This is a genomic window from Streptomyces sp. NPDC027962 (genome assembly GCF_055566095.1).
This window is the reverse complement of sequence record NZ_JBVHTA010000043.1, coordinates 47,343-69,461: the sequence shown is the minus strand read 5'-3', so window position 1 is coordinate 69,461 and position 22,119 is coordinate 47,343. Positions and strand designations below refer to the sequence as shown.

27 protein-coding genes are annotated in these 22,119 nt (G+C 70.8%); 9 read left to right on the top strand and 18 right to left on the bottom strand.

Features of this window, described 5'->3' with window-relative positions; translation table 11 throughout:
- Positions 1–103: 103 nt before the first annotated feature.
- The 3 genes from ACZ4SA_RS30355 to ACZ4SA_RS30345 form a co-directional block, all read right to left on the bottom strand.
- Entirely contained in the window at positions 104–1,177 is a 1,074-nt protein-coding gene (locus ACZ4SA_RS30355; RefSeq protein ID WP_468280867.1) for an aminoglycoside phosphotransferase family protein, read from the bottom strand.
- A gap of 89 nt (positions 1,178–1,266) precedes the next feature.
- The gene (locus ACZ4SA_RS30350) at positions 1,267–1,980 is read right to left on the bottom strand and encodes an HAD family hydrolase (protein ID WP_468280865.1); all 714 of its coding nucleotides are present in this window, start codon (positions 1,978–1,980) and stop codon (positions 1,267–1,269) included.
- Positions 1,977–2,876 carry a GntR family transcriptional regulator gene (locus ACZ4SA_RS30345; protein WP_468280863.1) on the bottom strand — a complete coding sequence of 300 codons (900 nt, stop codon included), beginning with the start codon at positions 2,874–2,876 and terminating at the stop codon, positions 1,977–1,979. The genes ACZ4SA_RS30350 and ACZ4SA_RS30345 overlap by 4 nt, the downstream gene beginning before the upstream one ends.
- Positions 2,877–3,156: 280 nt before the next feature.
- On the opposite strand from ACZ4SA_RS30345, the gene ACZ4SA_RS30340 reads away from it, so the two are divergent.
- Complete coding sequence (locus ACZ4SA_RS30340; protein WP_468280861.1) at positions 3,157–3,345, top strand: hypothetical protein; 189 nt, start codon at positions 3,157–3,159, stop codon at positions 3,343–3,345.
- Positions 3,346–3,465: 120 nt separating this feature from the next.
- On the opposite strand, the gene ACZ4SA_RS30335 is transcribed toward ACZ4SA_RS30340, so the two are convergent.
- From ACZ4SA_RS30335 to ACZ4SA_RS30325, 3 genes are all read right to left on the bottom strand, one after another.
- A complete protein-coding gene (locus ACZ4SA_RS30335) occupies positions 3,466–4,710 on the bottom strand; it encodes a GNAT family N-acetyltransferase (RefSeq protein WP_468280859.1) in 1,245 nt (414 codons plus the stop codon).
- Positions 4,711–4,783: 73 nt separating this feature from the next.
- On the bottom strand, positions 4,784–5,755 hold the full coding sequence (locus ACZ4SA_RS30330) for an asparaginase (RefSeq protein WP_468280857.1): 972 nt from the start codon (positions 5,753–5,755) through the stop codon (positions 4,784–4,786).
- A 44-nt stretch (positions 5,756–5,799) separates the two neighbouring features.
- Positions 5,800–6,423 carry an RsiG family protein gene (locus ACZ4SA_RS30325; RefSeq protein WP_468280855.1) on the bottom strand — a complete coding sequence of 208 codons (624 nt, stop codon included), beginning with the start codon at positions 6,421–6,423 and terminating at the stop codon, positions 5,800–5,802.
- Between the two features lie 167 nt (positions 6,424–6,590).
- Here ACZ4SA_RS30325 and dtd point away from each other — a divergent pair, with 167 nt between their 5' ends.
- Positions 6,591–7,028, top strand: a complete 438-nt coding sequence (gene dtd, locus ACZ4SA_RS30320) for a D-aminoacyl-tRNA deacylase (RefSeq protein ID WP_468280854.1) — start codon at positions 6,591–6,593, stop codon at positions 7,026–7,028.
- Between the two features lie 52 nt (positions 7,029–7,080).
- Here the strand turns inward: dtd and ygfZ are convergent, their stop codons facing one another.
- The 3 genes from ygfZ to ACZ4SA_RS30305 form a co-directional block, all read right to left on the bottom strand.
- On the bottom strand, positions 7,081–8,052 hold the full coding sequence (gene ygfZ, locus ACZ4SA_RS30315) for a CAF17-like 4Fe-4S cluster assembly/insertion protein YgfZ (RefSeq protein WP_468280852.1): 972 nt from the start codon (positions 8,050–8,052) through the stop codon (positions 7,081–7,083).
- A 9-nt stretch (positions 8,053–8,061) separates the two neighbouring features.
- Positions 8,062–8,499 (bottom strand): Fur family transcriptional regulator, encoded by a 438-nt coding sequence (locus tag ACZ4SA_RS30310; RefSeq protein WP_468280850.1) that lies wholly within the window; start codon positions 8,497–8,499, stop codon positions 8,062–8,064.
- Between the two features lie 111 nt (positions 8,500–8,610).
- The gene (locus ACZ4SA_RS30305; protein ID WP_468280848.1) at positions 8,611–9,183 is read right to left on the bottom strand and encodes a heme-binding beta-barrel domain-containing protein; all 573 of its coding nucleotides are present in this window, start codon (positions 9,181–9,183) and stop codon (positions 8,611–8,613) included.
- A 467-nt stretch (positions 9,184–9,650) separates the two neighbouring features.
- On the opposite strand from ACZ4SA_RS30305, the gene ACZ4SA_RS30300 reads away from it, so the two are divergent.
- Positions 9,651–10,013 (top strand): DsrE family protein, encoded by a 363-nt coding sequence (locus tag ACZ4SA_RS30300; RefSeq protein WP_468280846.1) that lies wholly within the window; start codon positions 9,651–9,653, stop codon positions 10,011–10,013.
- A 28-nt stretch (positions 10,014–10,041) separates the two neighbouring features.
- Here the strand turns inward: ACZ4SA_RS30300 and ACZ4SA_RS30295 are convergent, their stop codons facing one another.
- From ACZ4SA_RS30295 to ACZ4SA_RS30260, 8 genes are all read right to left on the bottom strand, one after another.
- A complete protein-coding gene (locus tag ACZ4SA_RS30295; protein ID WP_468280845.1) occupies positions 10,042–10,305 on the bottom strand; it encodes a DUF3099 domain-containing protein in 264 nt (87 codons plus the stop codon).
- A gap of 103 nt (positions 10,306–10,408) precedes the next feature.
- Complete coding sequence (locus tag ACZ4SA_RS30290; RefSeq protein ID WP_356631610.1) at positions 10,409–10,696, bottom strand: DUF1416 domain-containing protein; 288 nt, start codon at positions 10,694–10,696, stop codon at positions 10,409–10,411.
- Positions 10,697–10,727: 31 nt separating this feature from the next.
- Positions 10,728–11,567: a sulfurtransferase gene (locus ACZ4SA_RS30285; protein ID WP_468280842.1), complete on the bottom strand. Its 840-nt coding sequence runs from the start codon at positions 11,565–11,567 to the stop codon at positions 10,728–10,730.
- A 149-nt stretch (positions 11,568–11,716) separates the two neighbouring features.
- Positions 11,717–11,800 carry a putative leader peptide gene (locus ACZ4SA_RS30280; RefSeq protein ID WP_468280873.1) on the bottom strand — a complete coding sequence of 28 codons (84 nt, stop codon included), beginning with the start codon at positions 11,798–11,800 and terminating at the stop codon, positions 11,717–11,719.
- Between the two features lie 187 nt (positions 11,801–11,987).
- Entirely contained in the window at positions 11,988–12,680 is a 693-nt protein-coding gene (locus ACZ4SA_RS30275; RefSeq protein WP_468280841.1) for an LmeA family phospholipid-binding protein, read from the bottom strand.
- 129 nt (positions 12,681–12,809) lie between these two features.
- The gene (locus ACZ4SA_RS30270) at positions 12,810–14,111 is read right to left on the bottom strand and encodes a hypothetical protein (RefSeq protein WP_468280840.1); all 1,302 of its coding nucleotides are present in this window, start codon (positions 14,109–14,111) and stop codon (positions 12,810–12,812) included.
- A gap of 10 nt (positions 14,112–14,121) precedes the next feature.
- Positions 14,122–14,376, bottom strand: coding sequence for a MoaD/ThiS family protein (locus ACZ4SA_RS30265; RefSeq protein ID WP_468280839.1), 255 nt, complete (start codon positions 14,374–14,376; stop codon positions 14,122–14,124).
- A gap of 45 nt (positions 14,377–14,421) precedes the next feature.
- Positions 14,422–15,264 (bottom strand): alpha/beta hydrolase family protein, encoded by an 843-nt coding sequence (locus tag ACZ4SA_RS30260; RefSeq protein WP_468280837.1) that lies wholly within the window; start codon positions 15,262–15,264, stop codon positions 14,422–14,424.
- 258 nt (positions 15,265–15,522) lie between these two features.
- On the opposite strand from ACZ4SA_RS30260, the gene ACZ4SA_RS30255 reads away from it, so the two are divergent.
- The 6 genes from ACZ4SA_RS30255 to ACZ4SA_RS30230 all read left to right on the top strand — a co-directional run bounded on the left by ACZ4SA_RS30255 (position 15,523) and on the right by ACZ4SA_RS30230 (position 21,159).
- On the top strand, positions 15,523–16,302 hold the full coding sequence (locus ACZ4SA_RS30255; RefSeq protein WP_468280836.1) for a response regulator transcription factor: 780 nt from the start codon (positions 15,523–15,525) through the stop codon (positions 16,300–16,302).
- Positions 16,303–16,325: 23 nt separating this feature from the next.
- Positions 16,326–17,351 carry a LacI family DNA-binding transcriptional regulator gene (locus tag ACZ4SA_RS30250; RefSeq protein WP_468280834.1) on the top strand — a complete coding sequence of 342 codons (1,026 nt, stop codon included), beginning with the start codon at positions 16,326–16,328 and terminating at the stop codon, positions 17,349–17,351.
- A gap of 129 nt (positions 17,352–17,480) precedes the next feature.
- Complete coding sequence (locus tag ACZ4SA_RS30245; protein WP_468280832.1) at positions 17,481–18,506, top strand: S1C family serine protease; 1,026 nt, start codon at positions 17,481–17,483, stop codon at positions 18,504–18,506.
- Positions 18,507–18,526: 20 nt separating this feature from the next.
- The gene (locus tag ACZ4SA_RS30240) at positions 18,527–19,240 is read left to right on the top strand and encodes a response regulator transcription factor (protein ID WP_468280830.1); all 714 of its coding nucleotides are present in this window, start codon (positions 18,527–18,529) and stop codon (positions 19,238–19,240) included.
- Entirely contained in the window at positions 19,237–20,640 is a 1,404-nt protein-coding gene (locus ACZ4SA_RS30235; RefSeq protein ID WP_468280828.1) for a sensor histidine kinase, read from the top strand. Before ACZ4SA_RS30240 ends, ACZ4SA_RS30235 begins: the two co-directional genes overlap by 4 nt.
- Positions 20,641–20,727: 87 nt before the next feature.
- Positions 20,728–21,159, top strand: coding sequence for a hypothetical protein (locus tag ACZ4SA_RS30230; RefSeq protein ID WP_468280826.1), 432 nt, complete (start codon positions 20,728–20,730; stop codon positions 21,157–21,159).
- 18 nt (positions 21,160–21,177) lie between these two features.
- Here the strand turns inward: ACZ4SA_RS30230 and ACZ4SA_RS30225 are convergent, their stop codons facing one another.
- The gene (locus ACZ4SA_RS30225; protein ID WP_468280825.1) at positions 21,178–22,053 is read right to left on the bottom strand and encodes a phosphatidylinositol-specific phospholipase C; all 876 of its coding nucleotides are present in this window, start codon (positions 22,051–22,053) and stop codon (positions 21,178–21,180) included.
- Between the last annotated feature and the right edge of the window lie 66 nt (positions 22,054–22,119).

Genomic DNA, 22,119 nt, shown 5'->3' with positions numbered 1-22,119 from the left:
GGCGGAGGATCATCCTCGTACTGGACGTACTTGGATGACTCCGACAACGCAGCGAGTGTGCGTGCCAGGCGTCGTGGGCCAGGCGGGACTTTCGACACACGCCCTAGGGAGCGGTGCGTACCAGCGCCTGTCCTATCCGCCGCCGGCTCGGCACGCGACGCATCCCGAGCGGCCTGCGCGCTGCCCGCAGTACGGCCTCGATGCCGGCGACAGAGCGCTCACGGCCGGCCCGGTCCGAGCAGCGCGCAAAGCTGAGCGCCAGCCTGATCACATCGACGTGAACCGACTGCAACCGCTCGAAGTCCAGGTAGATCCTCAGCGCCCTGCGGTGGCCCGCCAGCGCCGCAGGGCGACTGTGACGCAGTGCGGCACGCCACGTCCTGCGCACCGCCCGCCGTTCTGCCCGCTTCGCGTACCGCATACGGGAGAGATGCGAGGCGATCTCGTACACCGGGTCGCCCAAGAGGGCGAGCTCCCAGTCGATCAGGGACAGCCGCCCGCCGGGGCCGACGATGAGATTGCCGCGGTGGATGTCGGTGTGCAGGAGCACGAACGGACGCTCCCCGAGAGAACCGGCGCGGTCGAGCAGCCGCGCGAAGGCGTCGTCGGGCACCTGGAGCGCCGAGAACAGGGCCTGGTGGTCCATGCCGTGCCGCCGTTTCACCTCGGTCTCGGTGAACTCGACAAGGGTGCGCAGAAAGCCGGCGCAGTCGCCGTCCGTGGGCCAGTCGTCCGGGCACGCGGGCAGCAGCGCGGACGGCACCGCGGCGATCTGCCGGAACAGCTCCCCCAGGGAGTCGATGTACGCGCGGCCCACCGCACCGCCGGAGCCTGCCAGTTCCGACAGCGTCCGGCCCGCGGCGAACGAGTGCACGGTGAAGCCGGGCCGGTCGGCGAGCACCCGGGGGCTGTCCGCGACCAGGCCCTCGATGGCCCCCAGCACCTCGCCCTCCGGCCATATCCGCAGATTGAGCTGGGCGGCGTCGGTGATCGGGGCCCGTAGCTTCACGATCGTTCCGGAAGGCAGAGCGACGGACCGGGCCAGCGCGGGAGGAAGCCGCGCGCAGTAATTGCGGTGGTAGTAGCCGGTGAGCGGAGTGCCCTCGGCTGCCGTCCGGTACAGCGACTCCCAGCTGTCCACGACACGGCCGGAGTCGCTGCGCGCTACATCGGGCATGCGGCTCCTGCGCTCTCGAGGCCGAAGTCACGGACGGACGGGTCGTCACCTACCGCCGGTCAACTTCATACCCAACAGCAGCCGGAGCCTCAAACCCCTTGCGCCGCAGCAAAGTCGAGGAGCAGCGCCTCGACATCGGGTACGGCGTGCACCACGTCGCCGGGCTCCGTGTCCCGCCATGTGCCCGGATCGGCGTGCACCCCGATGAAGCGGACACCTGCCGTACGCGCCGCGCGCGCGTCCGCCCGGGAGTCACCGATCATCACCGCGTCCGCGGTCCGGGTCCCGCTCGCCCGAAGCACCCGAAGCAGCCCGTCGGGGTGCGGTTTCATCAAGCACGGATCGTCGGGCCGGCCGACGATCCCGGCGGTGAAGAACCCGGAGAGCTCATGGCGGTCGAGATAGGCGCGCACGGCCGCCTCACAGTTGTTGGAGACGATGGCCAACCGGGCACCACCACACCTCAGACGGACCATGGCCTCCCGTGCGCCCGGGGTCGGGACGGCGGTCTCCGCCGCCGTTGTCTCTTCCTCGTCCAGTGACTTGCGGACAGTCCTGATCACGTCGGGAGCATCACGCTGATGGGTGGCATGCATCCGCCGCAGCACTTCCAGCGGGTCGCGCTCACCGATGATTCCGGCTTCGAAGCAGGCGTCTGCTCCTACCAGCGCGCAGAGCCTCTCGGCGATACCCGAGGCCGCATTGCCGGCGAACAGATCACACACGGGGCCGTCGAAGTCCCACACGACGAGGGACGCACTGGGCAGCAGGCCCCGGGGCGGGGTGGAGGTTTCTGTGGTCACGGTTGGTCGACGAAGTCCGCATCCTGGGCCAGCAGGTCCCAATAGGAGTCGAAGAAGGACTGCGCTGTCTCCACCTTCAGTGCCTGGTCAGGCTTGGAGTACGGAAAAAGCGTGGCGCCGAGTCCGAGGGAGTTGAGGGTTGTGCCCTCCTGCTCCTCGCCCTCGACAGGATCCGGATCCGTGCCCTCCAGGGTGTAGTAGCCCTCGAGCAGCAGATCCTTGTTCAGCAGGTACATCTTGCCGGTCGGTGTGAGAGGCACGGTCCTGATCCGCACCGACACCTCCGCGACGAGCCGCTGTCGCTTGAGAGTACGCAACTCGCTCCGCAACGACCGGGAGCATTGGATCAACGTGTCCCGGTGTCGTTGGCGTGGCCGCTCGTCCTCGGAGTCCTCCAGGGACGCGGGGAACGCCAGCCTGATCTTCGGGTCGGGAAGCATCAGTCGCAGCGAGATGCTCTGTGGCTGGATTTCGCCGTCGTGGATTCGGGTGATCTGCGCCCCCAGGTGCCGATTCATCGTCTCCGATGTCAGGGAGAACACATCCATAGTGATGCGCTCGGCCTCGAAAGCGGCTTGAAGGTGGGGGTGGAGCGTCTCCAGCGCCGGACGGGCACTCGCGGGCAGGCCCGGCGCCGAGGCGGCGACGGAGCCTGCCTGAGCAGGCAGTACACGGGCGCCACTGCCCTGGCGGGACTCGATCAGACCCTCGTCCCGCAGGAGCCGCAGGGCGGTGGTGACCGTCGCGCGTGACACGTCGAAGTCGTCCACCAACTCCCGTTGTGTGGGCAGCAGCTTGCCGACTCCGTACACGCCGCCCCTGATGCGGGACCTCAACTGCTCTGCGACGTACTCGTACTTCCTGCGGTCGTCACCTGCTTGTCCGCGTGTTGCCACCGCTACACCGTACAACTACAGCGAGGCCAGGCGTAATTGCCCCGTCGAATGAGACAGGACCGGTCCACTTCGGCAGGACCGGGCAATTTCCAGTCAACCATCCCAGACAATAGTCATACAAGTTTACTGACACGCCTTAAACGGGAAGACAAATGACAGGTCAACCGGATTTATTTGTCCGACACTTGACTGCTCGAGCGAACTTCCACGGGGCGCCCTGGCCGGGTACAACGGCGTGCGGGCAGGGGGCGCTCCCCGCCGTTTGAAGGAGGGGACCCCCATGCCCTTGCTCGCCCTTGTACTCGCAACCTTCGCCCTCGGCTTCGAGCAGCTCGTCCAATGGCAGTTCGGCGCCATGGGCGTGGTGGGTCTGGCCATGCTGACCATCGGGGTGAAGGCCAAAAGCGCCACCTGCACCGCTATCGGCTCCATCATCCTCGTGCTGCTGCTGACGCAGCCGGGCCAGTGACCTGCATTTGTCCCGACACTGTCGGACCACGCCCGGGATACAGGACCACACAGGTCCCGTCCCGGGCGCCCCTGAGAACTCGTCCGGCGCCTCGCCGCGAAGGCCCCGTCCCGGGCGCCCTCAGAACACGTCCGGACACCAAGGCCGCCGCCCCGGGCGGAACAGCCCGGTCGCCGTTTCCACCGCTCCCGGGCGGTGTTCGTCGAGGCGGCCGAGGGCCGCCAGGCGCGTCGGGGACTCGTCGCCCAGGTAGAGCGTGGCCAGCTCACCGATGGCCAGGGTGAGGTCTGGGGACTCGGTGGTCACCGTGCAGGTCGTGCCGTCCGGGGAGGCGTCCAGGCGGAAGCGGCCGCCGGACAGGCCGGCCCCGTCGGGGACGTCGAGGACCAGCGTGGCCGATGCCGGGTACGTGCGGGCCTCCAGCGCACGCGGCACGTCAAGGAGGCGCAGCCACAGGAAGTCCGCGTGCGTGACGACGCGCGCCGCGCGCGGGTCGGGGAGGAGGTGGGGCAGCAGGTCGTCGGGGGCGCGGTAGCCGGAGCGGACCGTGGTGATCCAGTCGATCGAGCAGACGAAACGCCACAGCGCGCGCTCGGCGGCCGGGGTGAGGGTGATCAGATCACGCACGGTGGCCGTGTTGAGGGGTTGCTTGGCGTCTCCCCAGTTGTCGTCCGCGGCGTATGTCAGCAGCCCCTCGACGGAGCCGTCCGCCGAGCGGCGAACCGCGTGGAACGGCTCCGTCCACGAGTGCGGGGCGAGCCGCGTCAGGCCCGTTGCCTGGTGCCACCAGCGCTCGTCCCGGTCGACCAGGCCGTGCTGCGCGGCCGCGAGCCGCGCGTGGAGTTCCGGCCCGAGCTTGCGGACGTCCGTGCCGTCGACCAGGTCGATCCGGCCGCCGTCGTCCGGGCCCGACCAGCGCGGGTCGAGACCGGCACGGGGGACGTCGACGGACCACTCGGTGGTCGTGGTGGCCGGGCCGTAGCCGTACCGGCCGTAGATCGGGTACTCGGCGGCGATCAGCGTCGAGACCGTCTCGCCGCGCTCCTTGGCCTCGGACAGCTCGGTGTTCATCATCCGGCTGAGCAGGCCGCGACGGCGGTGGGTCGGGGAGACGGTGACGTTCGAGACCGCGCTCGCGGCGAGCCGGGCACCGCCCACCGTGGTGAGCTGCTGCGCGAAGGAGCGGAACGTCGCCACGCACCGGCCCTCGTCGAACGCGCCCCTGACCCGGCCGAGGTCCGTGCCGGCCCGGCGCTCGGCGGCCTCGTCGTCCGTGACCACCGGCGGCCGGAGGAAACCGGTGGCCAGTGCCCGCAGCCAGTCGGGATACTCGGACTCGGTGATCAGGCGCGTTTCGACGGTCATGCCGACACGCTAGGCGCGCCCGTCCGGGCCCCGCACCCCGATTTCCCGCACCGCCCGTCGGCGCCGGGGCACGTCAGAACGCCGCCCGGACCGATCCCACCTCGACGCCCCCGCCGAGCAGCGGCATGCTCCCGATCCGGTCGAGCTCGGGCGAGTCGACGCCCATCAGCCGCAGCGTCCGAGCCAGCACCGGCCCCAGCGCCCGCGTCGCCCCGTCCTCGACCTTGAAGGCAAGCGCCCTGCCGTCCGCGAGCGCCACCGCCTGCACCGCCTCCGCGCCCATCTTGGACAGCGCGCCGGGCACCCCGCGCATCAGCCACGTGTCGGCGCGGCGCGTACCGGCGACGTACTCGGGATGCGTGCGCATCGCGTCGGCGACGCGGCGCTCCGCAGAGCCGGGGGCGGCGAGCACGAAGTGCCGGAAGGCGCGGGCCAGGCCGGTCAGGCTGACCGCCATGAGCGGCGCGCCGCAGCCGTCCGTGCCGACGGCCGTCACCGCTTCACCGGCCGCCTCCTCGACCACCGTGTGGACCAGCTGCTGCAGCGGATGCGCCGGGTCGAGGTAGCTCGTACGGTCCCAGCCGTTGACGGCGCAGGCGGCGAGCATCGCGGCGTGCTTGCCCGAGCAGTTCATGGCGACCTTGTCGCGTACGTGCCCCGACGCCAGGTACGTCTCCGCCTCGGCCAGGTCCAGCGGCAGATCGGGCGGGGTCTGCAGCTCGTGTGCGGAGAGGCTGTGCTCGGCGAGCATCTTGCGCACGAGATCGAGGTGGAAGCTCTCACCGGAGTGGCTGGCCCCGGCGAGCGCGAGGCGCTGCCCGCCCAGGTCGAGCCCGGCCCGCAGCACGGCCGCGGCCTGCATCGGCTTGTTGGAGGAGCGCGGGAACACGGGCCGGGACGGGTCGCCGAGCGCCAGCTGCACACTGCCGTCCGCCGCCAGGACGACGAGCGAACCCCGGTGGCGGCCCTCCACGAAACCGGAGCGGACGACCTCCGCGAGAACCGGGGATATGGCGGGGGTGCTCGACGAGGACGAGGAGGACATCGGCGGCCTTCTGGGGCAGGGGACCCGCGCCCGGAAGAATCTCTTCAGGTGAGCAGGTCGTCTACTTGCGCTTCGCCTTCACGGTACCTGCGGGCGATCTCGGCGCTGCAATCGTCGGCGGTCCGCTGGAGCAGCCGGCGGCGGTGCGAGACCTGCTGCTCGTAGCCGAGCAGCCGTCCCATCGCCGCGTGGAGCTCGTCGTCCGTACGGGCGTCGAGGTCGGACAGCTCCACCTCGTCGAGCATGTCGGAGGCGAGCCGCCGGTACTCCTCGCCGCGTGGCGTGGCGAGCGTGACGTGGCGGGCGGAGGAGCCCCGCCGGGAGGGTGCGTCGGCGAGGATCTCCGACAGCCGGTCGACGAGCTGCCGGTCGACGGGCAGCCGGCCCGCGGCCGGCGTGCCGGGGGCCGTACGGCGGGCCAGCTCGGCGCGGAGGATGTCGATGCGGCCCTGGACCAGCCGCCGCACGTAGCTGAGGTCTGCCTCGTCGCGCTGGGAGTCACGGCGCAGCGTGCGCAGCTCGGGCAGACACAGTGCGCCGAGGTCGTGCTCCGGGTGCTCCGGCAGCTCCGCGCCGCTGCGCTGCCGCGGTGGCCGGTTCGCCGGAACGGGCCGCTGCTGCCGGATCGGTACGGGACCGAGCGACTGCCCGGCGCCAGAAGTGCTCATCTGCGTAGTCCGTCCCCTCGACCGGTGCATGGGCCTCCCCAGGCCCGGAGGGCCGAGGGGTTGCACCGCCTTGGTGCATGGTGCCACTCCGATACGTCCCGTCGCAGGCGCTCTGCACCCGTTCGGCCCTGAATGGCGGTGCGGACGGCCCCGATAGGTTGGCCTGTATGCGTGCAGTGGTGCAGAGGGTGGACGGTGCAAGCGTCGTGGTGCCCGGTGATTCGGGACCGGAGACCGTCGGCGAGATCGTCGGCGAGGGGCTGTGTGTGCTGGTGGGGGTGACCCACGAGGACACCAAGGAGAAGGCGGCCCAACTGGCCAGAAAGCTATGGTCGGTTCGTATGCTCGAGGACGAGAAGTCCTGCTCGGACGTGGGCGCGCCGCTGCTGGTGATCTCGCAGTTCACCCTCTACGGAGACGCCCGCAAGGGCCGCCGCCCCACCTGGAACGCGGCGGCGCCCGGCCCGGTGGCCGAGCCGCTCGTCGACGAGGTGGTGGCGCAACTGCGGGTGCTCGGCGCGCAGGTGGAGACGGGACGCTTCGGAGCGCGGATGAAGGTCTCGCTCACGAACAACGGCCCGTTCACCGTGCTGATCGAGGTCTGAGCACAAAAGCGGGACCAGGACCTCGAGCCCGGGGGACCGGCCTCCGGGCTCGCTACGCCTCGACGACCGTCTCCTGCGCGGCCGGTGTGGAGCCGGCCAGCAGCTCGGCGTCCACCGGCACATTGCGCTTCACCAGCGCGAGCGCGATCGGGCCCAGCTCGTAGTGGCGGGCGGACGTCGTGACGAAGCCCAGCTGGCGGCCCTCGTCCCCGTCGGACGCGAGCCGCACCGGGGTGCCGGGCGGTGGCAGGTGCACCTCGCTGCCGTCCAGATGGAGGAAGACGAGACGGCGCGGCGGCTTCCCCAGGTTGTGGACACGGGCGACGGTCTCCTGGCCGCGGTAGCAGCCCTTCTGGAGGTGGACCGCGCTGCCGATCCAGCCCAGCTCGTGCGGGATGGTGCGGTGGTCGGTCTCGAAGCCCAGCCGCGGACGGCGGTTCTCCACCCGCAGCGCCTCGTACGCGAGGATTCCCGCGGCCGGACCGGCCTTGGCCGCGTACGACTCGAGGTCGGCACGCGGCAGGAACAGGTCCCGGCCGTGCGCCGTCTCCCGTACGACGACGCCCTCCGGCACCTCCGCGATGGACCCGGCGGGCAGGTGGACGACCGCGAACTCGTCGGTGCGGTCGGCGACTTCGGCCTTGTAGAAGAACTTCATCGACTCGAGGTAGCCGATCAGCGCCTCGCGCGTGCCCGGCTCGACGTGCGCCCAGACCGTCTCGCCGTCGTCGACGAGATACAGGGCGTGCTCGATGTGGCCGTGGGCGGTGAGGATCAGCGCCTCCGTGGCCTGGCCGGCGGGGAGGTCGCTCACATGCTGGGTGAGCAGCAGATGCAGCCAGCTCAGCCGTTCCTCGCCGGTCACGGTGACGACGCCGCGGTTGGAGAGATCGACGAATCCCTTGCCGTCGGCGAGGGCGCGCTGCTCGCGGAACAGGTCGCCGTAGTGCGCGGCGACCCCTTCGTCACGCCCCTCGGCGGGGACCGCGCCGGGCAGGGACAACAGAGGACTGGTCGGTGACATGGCCCCAGCCTACGACTCGGCTTCCGCTGCCTTCACTGTGCAGTCCCGGCAACGGCCGAAGATCGCGAAGTGCTTCATGTCGGTCTCGAAGCCGAAGGTGTCGCGCAGCTTCGCGGTGAAGTCGGCGGCGACGGTGACGTCCGCCTCGATCACGTCCGTGCAGTCCCGGCACACCAGGTGGAGGTGGTGGTGCCGGTCGGCCAGATGATAGGTCGGGGCGCCGTGCCCGAGATGGGCATGGGAGACGAGTCCCAGCTCCTCGAGCAGCTCCAGCGTCCGGTAGACGGTGGAGATGTTCACCCCCGACGCGGTCTTGCGCACCTCGACGAGGATGTCGTCCGGGGTGGCGTGCTCGAGGGTGTCGACGGCTTCGAGGACAAGCTGGCGCTGCGGTGTCAGCCGGTAACCGCGCTGCCGCAGATCACTCTTCCAGTCGGTGCTCACCACGCCCCCAGTGTAGGCAGCCGCGCCCCGGGCCCTGCTGGACCGTCCCCCCGGCCCCGCCGGACCATCCGGAGACGCCTGCGTGAAGGAGGGGGCCTGCTCGAAAGAGACGGCCTACTTGAAGAAGGCGATCCCGTCGTCCGGCAGGTCACCCAGATCCTTGGCCCAGGACTCGACCTGCTCCGCGGTGACGACCTTCTTCAGGTGCGCCGACATGTACGGCCGGAGCGGCACATCGGGCGTGGCCTTCTCGCCCACCCACATCAGGTCGCTCTTGACGTAGCCGTAGAGACGCTTGCCGCCGGTGTACGGGCCGGAGGCCGCGGTGCGCGCGACGGCGTCGGTGACCAGGTCGATCTGGGGCTTCTGGTCGGCGAGCTCGCCGTACCAGACCTCGACGATGCCCTGGTCGCGGACCATGACGACCTCGACCTTGCGGTCCTTGTCGATGCGCCAGTAGCCGCTCTCGCTCTCCAGCGGCTTGACCTTGTTGCCCTCGGCGTCGAGCACCCAGGAGTGCGAGACGTACTCGACGAAGTCCCGGCCGTCGTGGCTGAAGGTCACGGACTGGCCGAAGTTGCACTTCTCGGCGCCGGGGAAGTCGGAAACGCCCGCGCCCTCCCACGTGCCGAGGAGGAACGCGAGGGGGACGAGGTCCGGATTCAGGTCGGACGGGATCTCGATCATGAGCAGCTCTGTCGATCTGTAGTGATACGGGGGACTATCGCTGGCCCTGGTACAGCTTCTTCACGGTCAGACCGGCGAAGGCGAGGACGCCGACGCAGACCAGAACCAGCAGGGCTTCGAAGAAAACGATCACGGGGTGCTCCTCGAATGAGCGTGAAGGCAATAGCGGGCCGGACCCCAGCTTAGTGGGCCCGGGTCCGGCCCGTTCTGTGAGGTCCGCGTCAGCCCAGCAGCTGGTTCTGCAGGATCACCGTCCGACGGAACGGGACCTGGGCCGCCTCGCCCTTGCGGCTCTGCACGACCAGGGCGAGCGTGTCGCCGTCCCGCCTGTCCGGGGCTGTCCGGCCTGTCCTGACTTTCCAAAGGGGTCCCCCCGCAAGACCTGAGGCGCGAATTCCCCATCCGCGCACACAGCTGCCCCACAGCGGGTGATCCGGGTTGCAGGACCGCGCATTACAGTTCGGCATATGGCGAAGAAGCTCGTGATCAAGGTGACTGCCGGTGCCGACGCGCCCGAGCGCTGCTCCCAGGCCTTCACGGTCGCGGCCGTCGCCGCGGCCAGTGGTGTGCAGGTCTCGCTCTGGCTGACCGGCGAGTCCGCGTGGTTCGCGCTGCCCGGGCGGGCGGCCGAGTTCGAGCTGCCGCACGCGGCGCCGCTGCCCGAGCTGATCGAGACCATCCAGGCGAACGGGCTCATCACCCTGTGCACGCAGTGCGCGGCACGTCGCGACATCACGGAGAAGGACACCCTCGAGGGGGTACGGATCGCGGGCGCACAGGTGTTCGTCAGCGAGATCATGCCGGAGGACGTGCAGGCGCTCGTCTACTGACGCGGCACACCCCTGCTGCCGGCCCCGCCTACTGACGCGGTCGGCGCTTGCCGTCGAGCTCGTCCCACCACTCGTCGGACTTCGGGTCGCCGCTGGGGTCGTCCCACCAGCGGTCGTCCGGGCCGCGCCGGTTCGCGACCATCGCCGCGACCGGGGGAATGACCATGGCGACCACGCACATGCCCACGGCCACCGGGACCGACCAGAGCCGCACCACGGCCCAGGCGGACACGAAGAGGACGAGGCATCCGCCCATCATCAGGAAGTAGTTGCGGCGCCGTCGCGCGTACATGTCTCCAGCGTACGACCGCGCCCGGACACGACCGAAGGGCCGCACCTCGTTCCCGGTAAGCGTCCAACCCCCAGGAGGTGCGGCCCTTCGGCCTGTCAATGAATCAGACGGCGATGGCGACCTCGGAGAGGCCACCCGTCTGTGCGACGACCGTGCGGTCCGCCGTGGCTCCGGGGACGAGCGCACGCAGGGTCCACGTGCCCTCGGCCGCGTAGAAGCGGAACTGTCCGGTCGCCGAGGTCGGGACCTCGGCGGTGAACTCTCCGGTCGAGTCCAGCAGACGGACGTAGCCCGTCACCGGCTCGCCGTCACGGGTCACCTGACCCTGGATGGTGGTCTCACCGGGCTTGATCGTCGAGGCGTCGGGGCCACCGACCTGCGCTCCACACATGCTGTTTCTCCTTGCAGAAGGTCGGGGTGGGTTACTTGTTGGCGCCGAGCTCGATCGGCACGCCGACGAGGGAGCCGTACTCGGTCCACGAGCCGTCGTAGTTCTTGACGTTCTCCTGGCCGAGGAGCTGGTGCAGCACGAACCACGTCAGCGCGGAGCGCTCACCGATGCGGCAGTAGGCGATGGTGTCCTTCGACAGGTCGACCTGCTCGTCCTCGTAGAGGGCCTTGAGCTCCTCGTCGGACTTGAACGTGCCGTCGTCGTTGGCGTTCTTCGACCACGGGATGTTGCGGGCGCTGGGCACATGGCCGGGGCGCTGCGACTGCTCCTGCGGGAGGTGCGCCGGGGCGAGCAGCTTGCCGCTGAACTCGTCGGGCGAACGCACGTCGACCAGGTTCTGGTTGCCGATCGCGGCGACGACGTCGTCACGGAAGGCGCGGATGGACTTGTCCTGCGGCTTGGCCTTGTACTCGGTCGCCTCACGGACCGGCACCTCGGCGACCAGGTCGCGGGAATCGAGCTCCCACTTCTTGCGGCCGCCGTCGAGCAGGCGGACGTCGCTGTGGCCGTAGAGCTTGAAGTACCAGAAGGCGTAGGAGGCGAACCAGTTGTTGTTGCCGCCGTAGAGGACGACGGTGGAGTCGTTCGCGATTCCCTTCGCCGACAGGAGCTTCTCGAAACCCTCCTGGTCGATGAAGTCACGGCGGACCGGGTCCTGGAGGTCCTTGGTCCAGTCGATGCGGATCGCGTTCGTGATGTGGTTCTTGTCGTAGGCCGAGGTGTCCTCGTCGACCTCGACGATGACGACCTTCGGGTCGTCGAGGTGGGCCTCGACCCAGTCGGCGTCTACCAGGACGTCGCTGCGGCTCATGGTGGTTCTCCTCCGGGGCAGTGTGCGGCGGTGGTGCGCGAGGGGTTGTGCGCGAGAGGTGTGCGGGTACGCGGAAGTCGCGTCGGTCAGCACGGGGCGGCCCTGACAAGAGGTCGAAGGGCCAGGGGGATACGGGGCAGGGCTCCCGCTCAGATGGTGCGACAGAGCATGGCGGCGACGCGGCACAGGTCTACTGCCCGCCGCTTCGTGAGATCCGCCTGTCGCTGCTTCATGGCACCGATCGTAGGGACGAGTCGGCCGCCGTGTCACCGGCGTGTCGTATGGTGAGACGCGATCGTCCACTATGTGAAACCTCGAGAAGGGCACACCGCCTCGGCATGGACCCTGGAGTGACCTGGGTCACGACTCCTTCTGCCCAGCGGACACAGCCGTCTCACCATTCGGCCACGACGCCCCGGATCAGCCTGCCAGCCGGACGTCCTTGCCGGTCACCGTGATCACGACACCGTCGGGCCCGGCCTCGACCTTCTCCAGCTCGAGCCCCTCCGGGAGCCCGCCGAGCCTGCGGTCGAAGTCGGTCTTCTTGCGGACCTCGCCCTCGAGCCCCGGGATGCCCTCGCCGGGCACCTTGTCGGCCCGCACCCGGATCGTGTCGCCGTCGACAATGCTCACGGTCGAGACGACGCTGCGCGTGATCTTGCCGAACACCGGCAGCGTCACGGACCCGGTGACCTTCACCTTGCCGTTCTGGCCGTACGCGACGCTGACACCGTCGTCGGCCGCCGCGGTGAGGTCCGCGTACGAGATACGGGCAGTGCCCTCGGCGCGGGCGGCCGTGGCACTCGAATACCCCTCGCCCACGCGGACGTCGGACAGGTCGGCGGTCATCTCCTCGATCCGCACCGGCCGGCCCGCCGCCCTCGTCTCGATGCCGGTGAGGCTGATCGTGACCTCGTCGAACTTCTTGTCCATCGCCTGGGTCAGGAACGGGAAGCCCTTGATGGAGACGTCCGTCGAATCGGCCGTCCCCTCCTGGACCTTGATGCGCTCTGCCGCCTCCGACTCGGCCATGTTGACCGCGAGCCGGTCCACGGCGACGAACAGGGCGCCCAGGATCACGACGACGACGGTCAGTATTCGCAGTGCACGCATGTGTTCGGTGTCCCCCACCCTGTCTGGCACGGACGCCCGTTGAGCCCGAATCCGTCCGGACGACGCCTGCGCATTGATCGACGTCCGGCGGCCTGTGATGGTTCCGCGCCTGCCCGCGAGACGGTGGGGCTATGCCAGCGCGCGGCCGATCAGGTAGACGGCAGGAGCCGCCGCCGTCAGGGGCAGCGCCACACCCGCGGTCATGTGGACGAAGCGGGAGGGGTAGTCGTACGAGGCGACCCGCAGGCCGATCAGCGCGCAACCGCCCGCCGCGAGGCCGAGCAGCGCGCCCTCGGCGCCCAGGTCGGTGAGCCCGCCCGCCGCGATACCGCCACCGGCCGCGGCCAGCAGGGACAGGACGACGGACGACGGCCCCGACGGTGGCAGCGCACGGGCGAGCGTGGCCACGGCCACCGCGACCGAGCCGACGACCACGGCGTCGCCCGCCGCGGCGAGATGGCCGGTCGCGAGGATCGCCAGAGCCGCGGAGGCGACGGTCGCCATCAGCCCGTACATCCTCTCCTCGGGGCCCGCGTGGCTGCGGAGCTGGAGGACGAGCGTGAGCAGCACCCACACACCGAGCGTGCCGACGATCGCGGCGGCCGCGTTCCCCTCCCCGGAGGCGAGGAGCGCGGCGTCGGCGGCCACGCCGCCGAGGAAGGCGAGCGCGATGCCCTGCCGGGCCGGCCACATGCCGTTGAGCCTGAACCAGCCGGCCGCCGTGACGGCCTGGAGCAGCACGAGCGGTACGAGCAGCGCGTACGGGCCGAGTGCCGCTCCGCCGGCGAGCAGCAGTGCCAGCACCGCGGTCAGTCCGGCGGACTGCATCCCGGGCGCGATGATCGGCGAACGGCCCTCCGCCCGCGCGCGCTGCGCGTCGGTGATCCGGGCGTTGCCGCCGACGCTGGGCGTGCTGTACCCGGTGGCGTGGGCCGCCGGTTCCGGCGCGGTGGCCGCCTGCGCGGCCGCCGGTTCGTAAGCCGCGTGCGCCGCGTAAGCCGTGTGCCCCTGCTCGCCGGAGTGGCCGTACGCCGCGTGCGCATGACCCGGCGCATGGCCCGCCGCGGGCGCTGTGCCCGGGGCGTACGCCTGTGCGTGGCCGTACGGGGGGCCGGGCGCGGGAGCCTCCGGCGGCAGTGGCCGGCCGCCGGCCGGGGTCACAGGGATGTACGCGGTGTCGGCCGCGGCCTGGGCGATCTGACCGTAGGCCGTCGCCCCTTCGGGCGGGGGCTGGGCGATCTGACCGTAGGCCGTCGCCCCTTCCGGCGCGGGCTGGGCGGGCCGCACGACCGGCTGGTACTGCGTGTCCCAGGTCTCGCCCTGCCAGGTCTGCGTCTCACCGGCGCCCTGGACCGCCTGCTGCTGCCCGTACGGGTCCTCGTGAGGCGGGTACGGCTGCTGCCTGTACGGATACTGCTGATCGCTGCTCATGCTGTGCGGTTCACCCTCCTGCGAACGGCGGGAGCACCTCGACCGTGCCGCCCTCGGCAAGCCGTACGGTCTCATGTGCGCGGGTGCCGACGGGGTCACCGTCGACCAGGAACGAACACCGCTGCAGTACCCGGGTCAGCTCCCCCGGGTGCCGCTCGCGCACCGCGTCGAGCGCCTCCGCGAGCGTCTCCGCGGTGTACGGCTCCTCCGCGACCTGGGCCGCCGCCTTGGCCGCGGCCCAGAAGCGGATGGTTCCCGCTGCCATAGCGGCACTCCTTTCGTTCATGTGCGCGCCGCTCACCATGATGGGCTATCTGCCGGTGAGCCAGTCCCCCAGGCGCCGGAGCAGCGCCTCGTCCGCGGCATTCTCCGCGTGTCCCATGCCCGGCTCCAGCCACAGCTCCGCCGTTCCCTCGGGAGCCGCCGCGGCCAGCATTCGGGGGTGGTCGAGCGGGAAGTAGGGGTCGCGGTCGCCGTGGACGATCAGCAGAGGCGCCGGCGCGACCAGCGGCACCGACTCCACCGGGGAGAGTGGGACCGGGTCCCACTCCTGGTGGTGGATACGGGTACGGAATCCGTAGCGGCCGACGAGCCGGCCCGTCGGCCGGGTGACGACCCAGTGCAGCCGCCGCATCGGCGCCGTCCCGCGGTAGTACCAGCGGGCGGGGGCGCTCACGGCGACCACTGCGTCCGTGCGTGCCTCCATACGTGCCTCCGTACGCCCCTCATGCATCCGCTGCCCGTACAGAGCCGCGTGTCGCAGCACCACGGAGCCTCCCATCGAGAAGCCGACGGTCATCACCTTCGTGTGCCCGAGAGAGCGGGCCCACTCCACGGCGGCGGCCAGGTCCAGCACCTCGCGGTCGCCGACGGTCGAGCGCCCTCCGGAGCCGCCGTGCCCGCGGAACGAGAACGTCACCACGCCCGCGTACTGCGCGAACGTCCGCGCGGCACGGCGCACGGCGGGCCGGTCGAGAGAGCCGGTGAAACCGTGCGCGACGACGATCGCGGTGTCGGCCGGACCGGCCGCGCACGGCTCGAAAAGCGCCTCGATCCGGACGCCGTCCGATGCCATGAGAGTGGCGTGCCGGGGAAGGGGCGTGATCCTCGATACGTCCACAGTGTGAAATCGGCCCTCTCCCACAGATCTCATGTGGGCTATTCTGCTGGCAGAGGATCCGGGCAATGCAGCCCCCGGGTCCTTTTGTGTTTTCCGGCCGGTGTTACGGACTGGTGAACAATTACTCACAAGGCTCTCGAGGCGCGAGAGAGCTGTTGTACGAAGCAGTGCACGTCCTCGCAGGGACCGAGGAGGAACCGACGTCATGGACGAGCGAACCGACGAGCGAACCGAGAACACCGAGAACACCGAGAACGACGAACGCAGGACGATCAGGGCAGGTGGGACGCGATGAGCTCACTGCTGCTGCTGACCAATGCGCTCCAGCCGTCGACGGAGGTACTTCCCGCCCTCGGCCTGCTTCTGCACAACGTACGGGTGGCCCCTGCCGAGGGTCCGGCCCTGGTCGACACCCCCGGTGCCGACGTGATCCTCGTCGACGGCCGCCGCGATCTGCCGCAGGTGCGGTCGCTGTGCCAGCTGCTGCGGTCCACGGGCCCCGGCTGCCCGCTGATCCTGGTGGTCACCGAGGGCGGCCTCGCGGCCGTGACCGCGGACTGGGGCGTCGACGACGTGCTGCTCGACACGGCCGGACCGGCCGAGGTCGAGGCACGGCTGCGGCTCGCGACGGGCCGCCAGCAGATCACCGTCGACGACTCCCCGATGGAGATCCGCAACGGCGACCTGTCGGTGGACGAGGCGACGTACAGCGCCAAGCTGAAGGGCAGGGTCCTGGACCTGACCTTCAAGGAGTTCGAGCTGCTCAAGTACCTCGCACAGCATCCCGGCCGGGTCTTCACCCGGGCCCAGCTGCTGCAAGAGGTCTGGGGCTACGACTACTTCGGCGGCACCCGCACGGTCGACGTCCACGTACGGCGGCTGCGCGCCAAGCTCGGCCCCGAGCACGAGTCGCTCATCGGAACCGTACGGAACGTCGGCTACCGCTTCGTCGCTCCGGAGAAGGTCGAACGCGCGGCCGAGGAGGCCAAGGCGAAGGCCTCCGATGCCGTGGCCCGTACGGAGGACACCTCCGAGGTGGAGGAAGAGGCCGTACGCCCTGCCCAGAGGTAGGTCACCCCGCGTAGACTTCGCGCGTGGCCAAGGTGACGCGGGACGATGTGGCAAGACTGGCGGGGACTTCGACCGCGGTCGTCAGCTACGTCATCAACAACGGACCCCGGCCGGTCGCCCCGGCCACGCGCGAGCGGGTACTCGCAGCCATCAAGGAGCTGGGGTACCGGCCCGACCGGGTTGCCCAGGCGATGGCGTCCCGGCGCACCGACCTCATAGGCATGATCGTTCCGGACGCCCGGCAGCCGTTCTTCGCGGAAATGGCACACGCGGTCGAACAGGCCGCGGCCGAGCGCGGGAAAATGGTCCTCGTCGGCAATTCCGACTACCGCAACGAGCGCGAGGTCCACTATCTGCGGGCCTTCCTCGGAATGCGGGTCTCCGGGCTGATCCTGGTCAGCCAGGGGCCCAGCGAGCGGGCCGCGGCGGAGATCGAGGCGTGGGACGCACGGGTCGTCCTGCTCCACGAGCGCCCCGAGGCGATCGACGACGTCGCCGTCGTCACCGACGACATCGGCGGCGCGCAGCTCGCCACGCGGCACCTGCTGGAGCACGGGCACGAGTACGTCGCCTGCCTCGGCGGCGTCGAGTCGACCCCCGCGGTCGGCGACCCGGTGGCGGACCACGTCGAGGGCTGGCGCCGGGCGATGCTCGAATCCGGCCGGTCGACCGAGGGCCGTCTCTTCGAGGCGCCGTACAACCGCTACGACGCGTACCAGGTCGCCCTGAAGCTGCTCGCCGGGCCGGACCGGCCGCCGGCGATCTTCTGCTCCACGGACGACCAGGCTTTCGGTGTGCTGCGGGCGGCGCGGGAGCTGCGGATAGACGTGCCGGGCGAGCTGGCGGTGGCGGGCTTCGACGACGTGAAGGAAGCGGCACTGACGGACCCGCCGCTGACAACGATCTCCTCGGACCGTCCGGCGATGGCCAGGGCGGCGGTGGATCTGGTCCTCGACGACGGTCTGCGGGTGGCGGGGTCGCGCCGTGAGCGGGTGAAGCTGTTCCCCTCGGGGCTCGTGGTCCGCCGCTCGTGCGGCTGCGGAGGGTAGCGGGGGCGGCGCGCGACTCCGGGGGCCGAGCCCCAGGACGCCCGCGCTTATATGGGGCATACACCGTTCTGTCGGGCTTCTCAGCGCCGCCTCAGACTGCTCTCATCTGCGTCGCCGACAGTCGTCCCCATGACGGACCACTACCGACGCAGCGGCTACGACACCGACGATCGCCACCAGCACCCCCAGTACCAGCACCGGTACACCCGGCAGCCGTACGGCACCCCGTCGGCGGGCGGCGGCTACCCGCCGCCCGCGGCCCACCACCCCGTCCCCCAGCCGAAGGCGAGGGCCAAGCGGCCCGTCGCGCTGATCGCCGCCGTCGCCATCGTCGCCGCGGCCATCGGGGGCGGCGCCTCCGCGCTCGTCGGGGAGCTCACCGGCGACGCGGGCAGCGGCGGCTCCGGCTCGGTCGCCGGCACCAACGTCTCGCAGAGCAGCAAGGGCACCGTCGCCGGCGTCGCGCAGGCCGTGTCGCCGAGCATCGTCGAGATCAGCGCCACGTCCGGCGCCGGCCGGTCCACCGGTTCCGGCGTGATCATCACCTCGGACGGCGAGATCGTCACCAACAACCACGTCATCTCCGGCGCTTCGGTGATCAAGGTCCGGCTCAGCGACGGGAAGGCCTACGAGGCGGATGTCCTCGGCACCGACCCCGACAAGGATCTCGCCCTCATCAAGCTCAAGGGCGCGTCCGGACTGAAGGCCGCCGCGCTCGGTGACTCGAGCGACGTCAAGGTCGGCGACGAGGTCGTCGCGATCGGTTCCCCGGAGGGCCTGACCGGCACGGTGACCAGCGGCATCGTGTCCGCCTTGGACAGGGACGTCACCGTGGCCAGGGACGAGGGCCGCCGGCAGCAGCCGGATCGCCGGGAGAACTGGCCCTTCGAGTTCGGCGGGGAGCAGTTCAACGGCGACACCGGCGACTCGACCACCACCTACAAGGCCATCCAGACCGACGCCTCCCTCAACCCGGGCAACTCCGGCGGCGCGCTGATCAACATGAACGGCGAGATCATCGGCATCAACTCGGCCATGTACTCACCCAGTTCGGCGACCGGCTCCACCGCGGGCAGCGTCGGCCTCGGCTTCGCGATCCCCGTCGACACCGTGAAGGCCGACCTGGACGGCCTGCGCTCGGGCGACGGCGACTGATCGCGTGCGAGGCTGGGTCCATGACTGAAGGCGAGCGCATCCTGATCGTCGACGACGAGCCCGCCGTGCGCGAGGCGCTCCAGCGTTCCCTCGCGTTCGAGGGATACGGCACCGAGGTCGCAGTCGACGGTGTCGACGCCCTCGCCCGGGCGGAGGCGTACACGCCCGACCTGATCGTGCTCGACATCCAGATGCCCCGGATGGACGGCCTGACCGCCGCCCGCCGGCTGCGGGCCGCCGGTTCCAGGGTGCCGATCCTGATGCTGACGGCGCGCGACACCGTCGGCGACCGGGTCACCGGGCTCGACGCGGGCGCGGACGACTACCTGGTGAAGCCGTTCGAGCTGGACGAGCTGTTCGCCCGGATCCGCGCGCTGCTGCGGCGCAGCTCGTACGCGACCGGCGCCGGCGTGGATGCCGCCGACGACGTCCTGTCCTTCGCCGACCTGCGGATGGATCTGGCGACCCGCGAGGTCACCCGCGGCACCCGCCGCGTCGAGCTGACCCGTACCGAGTTCACGCTGCTGGAGCTGTTCCTGGCGCATCCGCGGCAGGTGCTCACCCGGGAGCAGATCCTCAAGTCCGTCTGGGGGTTCGACTTCGAGCCGAGCTCCAACTCCCTCGACGTGTACGTCATGTACCTGCGGCGCAAGACGGAGGCGGCCGGCGAGCCGCGTCTGGTCCACACGGTCCGCGGCGTCGGGTACGCGCTGCGCACCGGCGGCGCGGAGTGACGAACAGGTTCCGCGCCCTGCCCCTGCGCTCCCGGCTGGCACTGCTGGTGGCGACGGCGGTGGCGATCGCCGTCGCGGCGGCGGCGAGCGTGTGCTGGCTGGTGGTGCGCGGCGCGCTGGTCGACTCGCTGGACAACGCCCTGAGCACCAACCGGATGACACCGCGGCAGGCGCTCGTCTTCGTCGACCCCTCCGGCCAGTGCCGCAGGGCCAAGCCGGTCGGGCCGGACACGAACCCTTTCAAGTCGACCATCCAGTTGCTGGACCGCGAGGGGAACAGCTGCGTCGTCCTCGGCGAGGAGTCGGTCGAGGTCACGGAGGCCGACCTCGAGGTCGCCGACGGCCGGTCGGAGTCCTCCTTCCACAACGCGACCGCCTCCGACGGCGACGAGTACCGCGTCTTCACATATCCGATCGAGGGCTATGCGGGTGCGGTGATCGTCGCCCGCCCCCTCAGCGAGGTCGACGACACCCTCGGCGATCTGACGCTGGTGCTCGCCCTGGTCGCCGGCGCCGGTGTGCTCGGTGCGGGCGCGGCGGGGGCCTGGGTAGCCCGGGCCGGTCTGCGGCCGGTCGACGAACTGACCGGCGCGGTCGAGCACGTGGCCCGCACCGAGGACCTGAGCGTACGCATCCCCGTCGACGGCGAGGACGAGATCGCCCGGCTGTCGCGCTCGTTCAACGCGATGACCGCCGCGCTGGCGTCCTCGCGCGACCTCCAGCAGCAGCTGATCGCCGACGCGGGTCACGAGCTGCGCACGCCGCTGACCTCGCTGCGCACGAACATCGAGCTGCTCGACCGGAGCGAGGAGACCGGCCGGGCGATCCCGCCGGACGACCGCAGGGCACTGCTCGCCTCCGTGAAGGCGCAGATGACGGAGCTGGCCGCACTCATCGGCGATCTGCAGGAACTGTCCCGTCCGGACGCCGCCGCGGGCACACGGGTGCAGGTGGTGGCGCTGCACGAGATCGTGCAGAGCGCGCTCGACCGGGCCCGGCTGCGCGGGCCCGAGCTGGAGTTCGCCACGGATCTCGCGCCCTGGTACGTGCGGGGCGACGAGGCCGCGCTCGAGCGGGCGCTGGTCAACGTCCTGGACAACGCGGTCAAGTTCTCCCCGCCGGGCGGCCGGATCGAGGTGGGCCTGCGGAACGGCGAGCTGACCATCAGGGACCACGGGCCCGGCATCCCGGCGGAGGAGCTGCCGCACGTCTTCGAGCGGTTCTGGCGTTCGCCCTCCGCCCGGTCGCTGCCGGGCTCGGGTCTCGGGCTGTCGATCGTGGCCCGTACGGTCCAGCAGGCCGGCGGCAGCATCGTGCTGGCTCCGGCGCCGGGCGGCGGCACCCGCGCGGCGATCCGGCTGCCGGGCGCGGCGACCCCCCCGCCGGTGAGCAGCTCCTGACACCCCGAACACCCGGCTGCGGCGCGGCAACTCCCCAGCCGTGACCCGCTCCTGTCGCCCGGTGGCCGCCCCGGTACGGTCGAGGCCATGCAACCACAGCCGCCGTACGCCGCCCCGTTCACGCCGCCGCCGTCTGTGCCGCCGCGCCGCACCGGTCTCCTGGTGGCCGCGCTGGCCGTCGGGCTGTTGATCGGCGGCGGGGGCGTGGGCGCGGCCTGGGCGCTGAGCGGCGGCACGTCGGCGACGGGCCCCGCGGACGACGCCCGCGGGGCGTGCGACGCCCTGGCCGGCTTCGACGAGTCGAAGTACGCGGCCAAGGGCGACGAGGGGATGGTGGCACTGAACCGCTGGAACGGAGCCGTGACGCTGTCCGCCGCGGCGGCCGCGGGCGACCCGGCGCACAAGCCGCTCGCGGACGCCCTGCGCCGGGCGGCCGACCGCCATATGCAGGTCTTCGAGTTCGACGCGCGGGCGAAGAAGGACATGGCCACCGCACGCGGGATCTGCGACGACCTGTAGGCCGGCTCCGGAGCCCGCTCAGCCGTTGTGGCGGACGAGCGAGTCGACGAGGCCGGCGCGGGTGTTGGGATAGTCCATCGCGACGATGCCCAGCCCGCGCCAGCCGCTCGCCTCGGAACCGTCGATGAAGGAGTGGACGCGCGGGTTGAGGTTGTCGGAGTTCCAGCGGGGCGGCAGATACGCCGACGTGCTGACGTAGTTGATGAACAGCTTGCCCGGCTGCTGGACGGCCTTGCGGAAGTGCGCCTCGATCTTCGAGTACTTGGGGTTCGGCATGGCGTTCCAGTCGTCCTGGATGTCGAACAGCTCCCCGTCCGCGTAACGGACGCCGGGCAGACCGCCGTTGTCGCCGAGGAGCACGACCCGGCCGCGCGCCTCGCCCAGCGCGGGGATGCCGTCGCCGATCCGGAACAGCGGCCGCCAGCCGCGGTTGTCGAGGTAGTCGTCGAAGATCGCGCGGAAGGTGGCGTCGCCGTCCTGCGAGTACTCCTGCTTGACCCGCATGAGCACGGTCTCCGAGGGGTGCGCGGCGAGGAACTCCCAGCAGGCGACGAGGACATCGCCGAACATCATGTTCTGGTAGGACGGGCCGTGGTGGATGGCGAACGAGCCGCCGGTGACCCGGCACCGTATGTCGAGGAAGCGGATCCCACTGGCGAGCTGCTGGGCGATGGTCGTGTTCTGGCACTCGCTCCACGGTCCGCCGAAGCGGGCGCCCGAGTCGTGGGCGCCGGGAATCGTCAGCCGTTGCAGGGGGGTGGAGTCGGCGGCACCGGCCATCCAGTCCTGTGCGGACAGGGGGGTGCGGCGCGGTGCGGCGGTGGCGTGGGGGGCGCCGATGAGAGCGGTCGCGGTCAGAGCCGCGGCACCCGTGAGGAATCTCCGTCGGTCCATGGCAGCGGAGTATGTCGCGTCCGCGTCAAGTTCACCAGACGTCGGTACCCGCCGGTAACGCCGGTG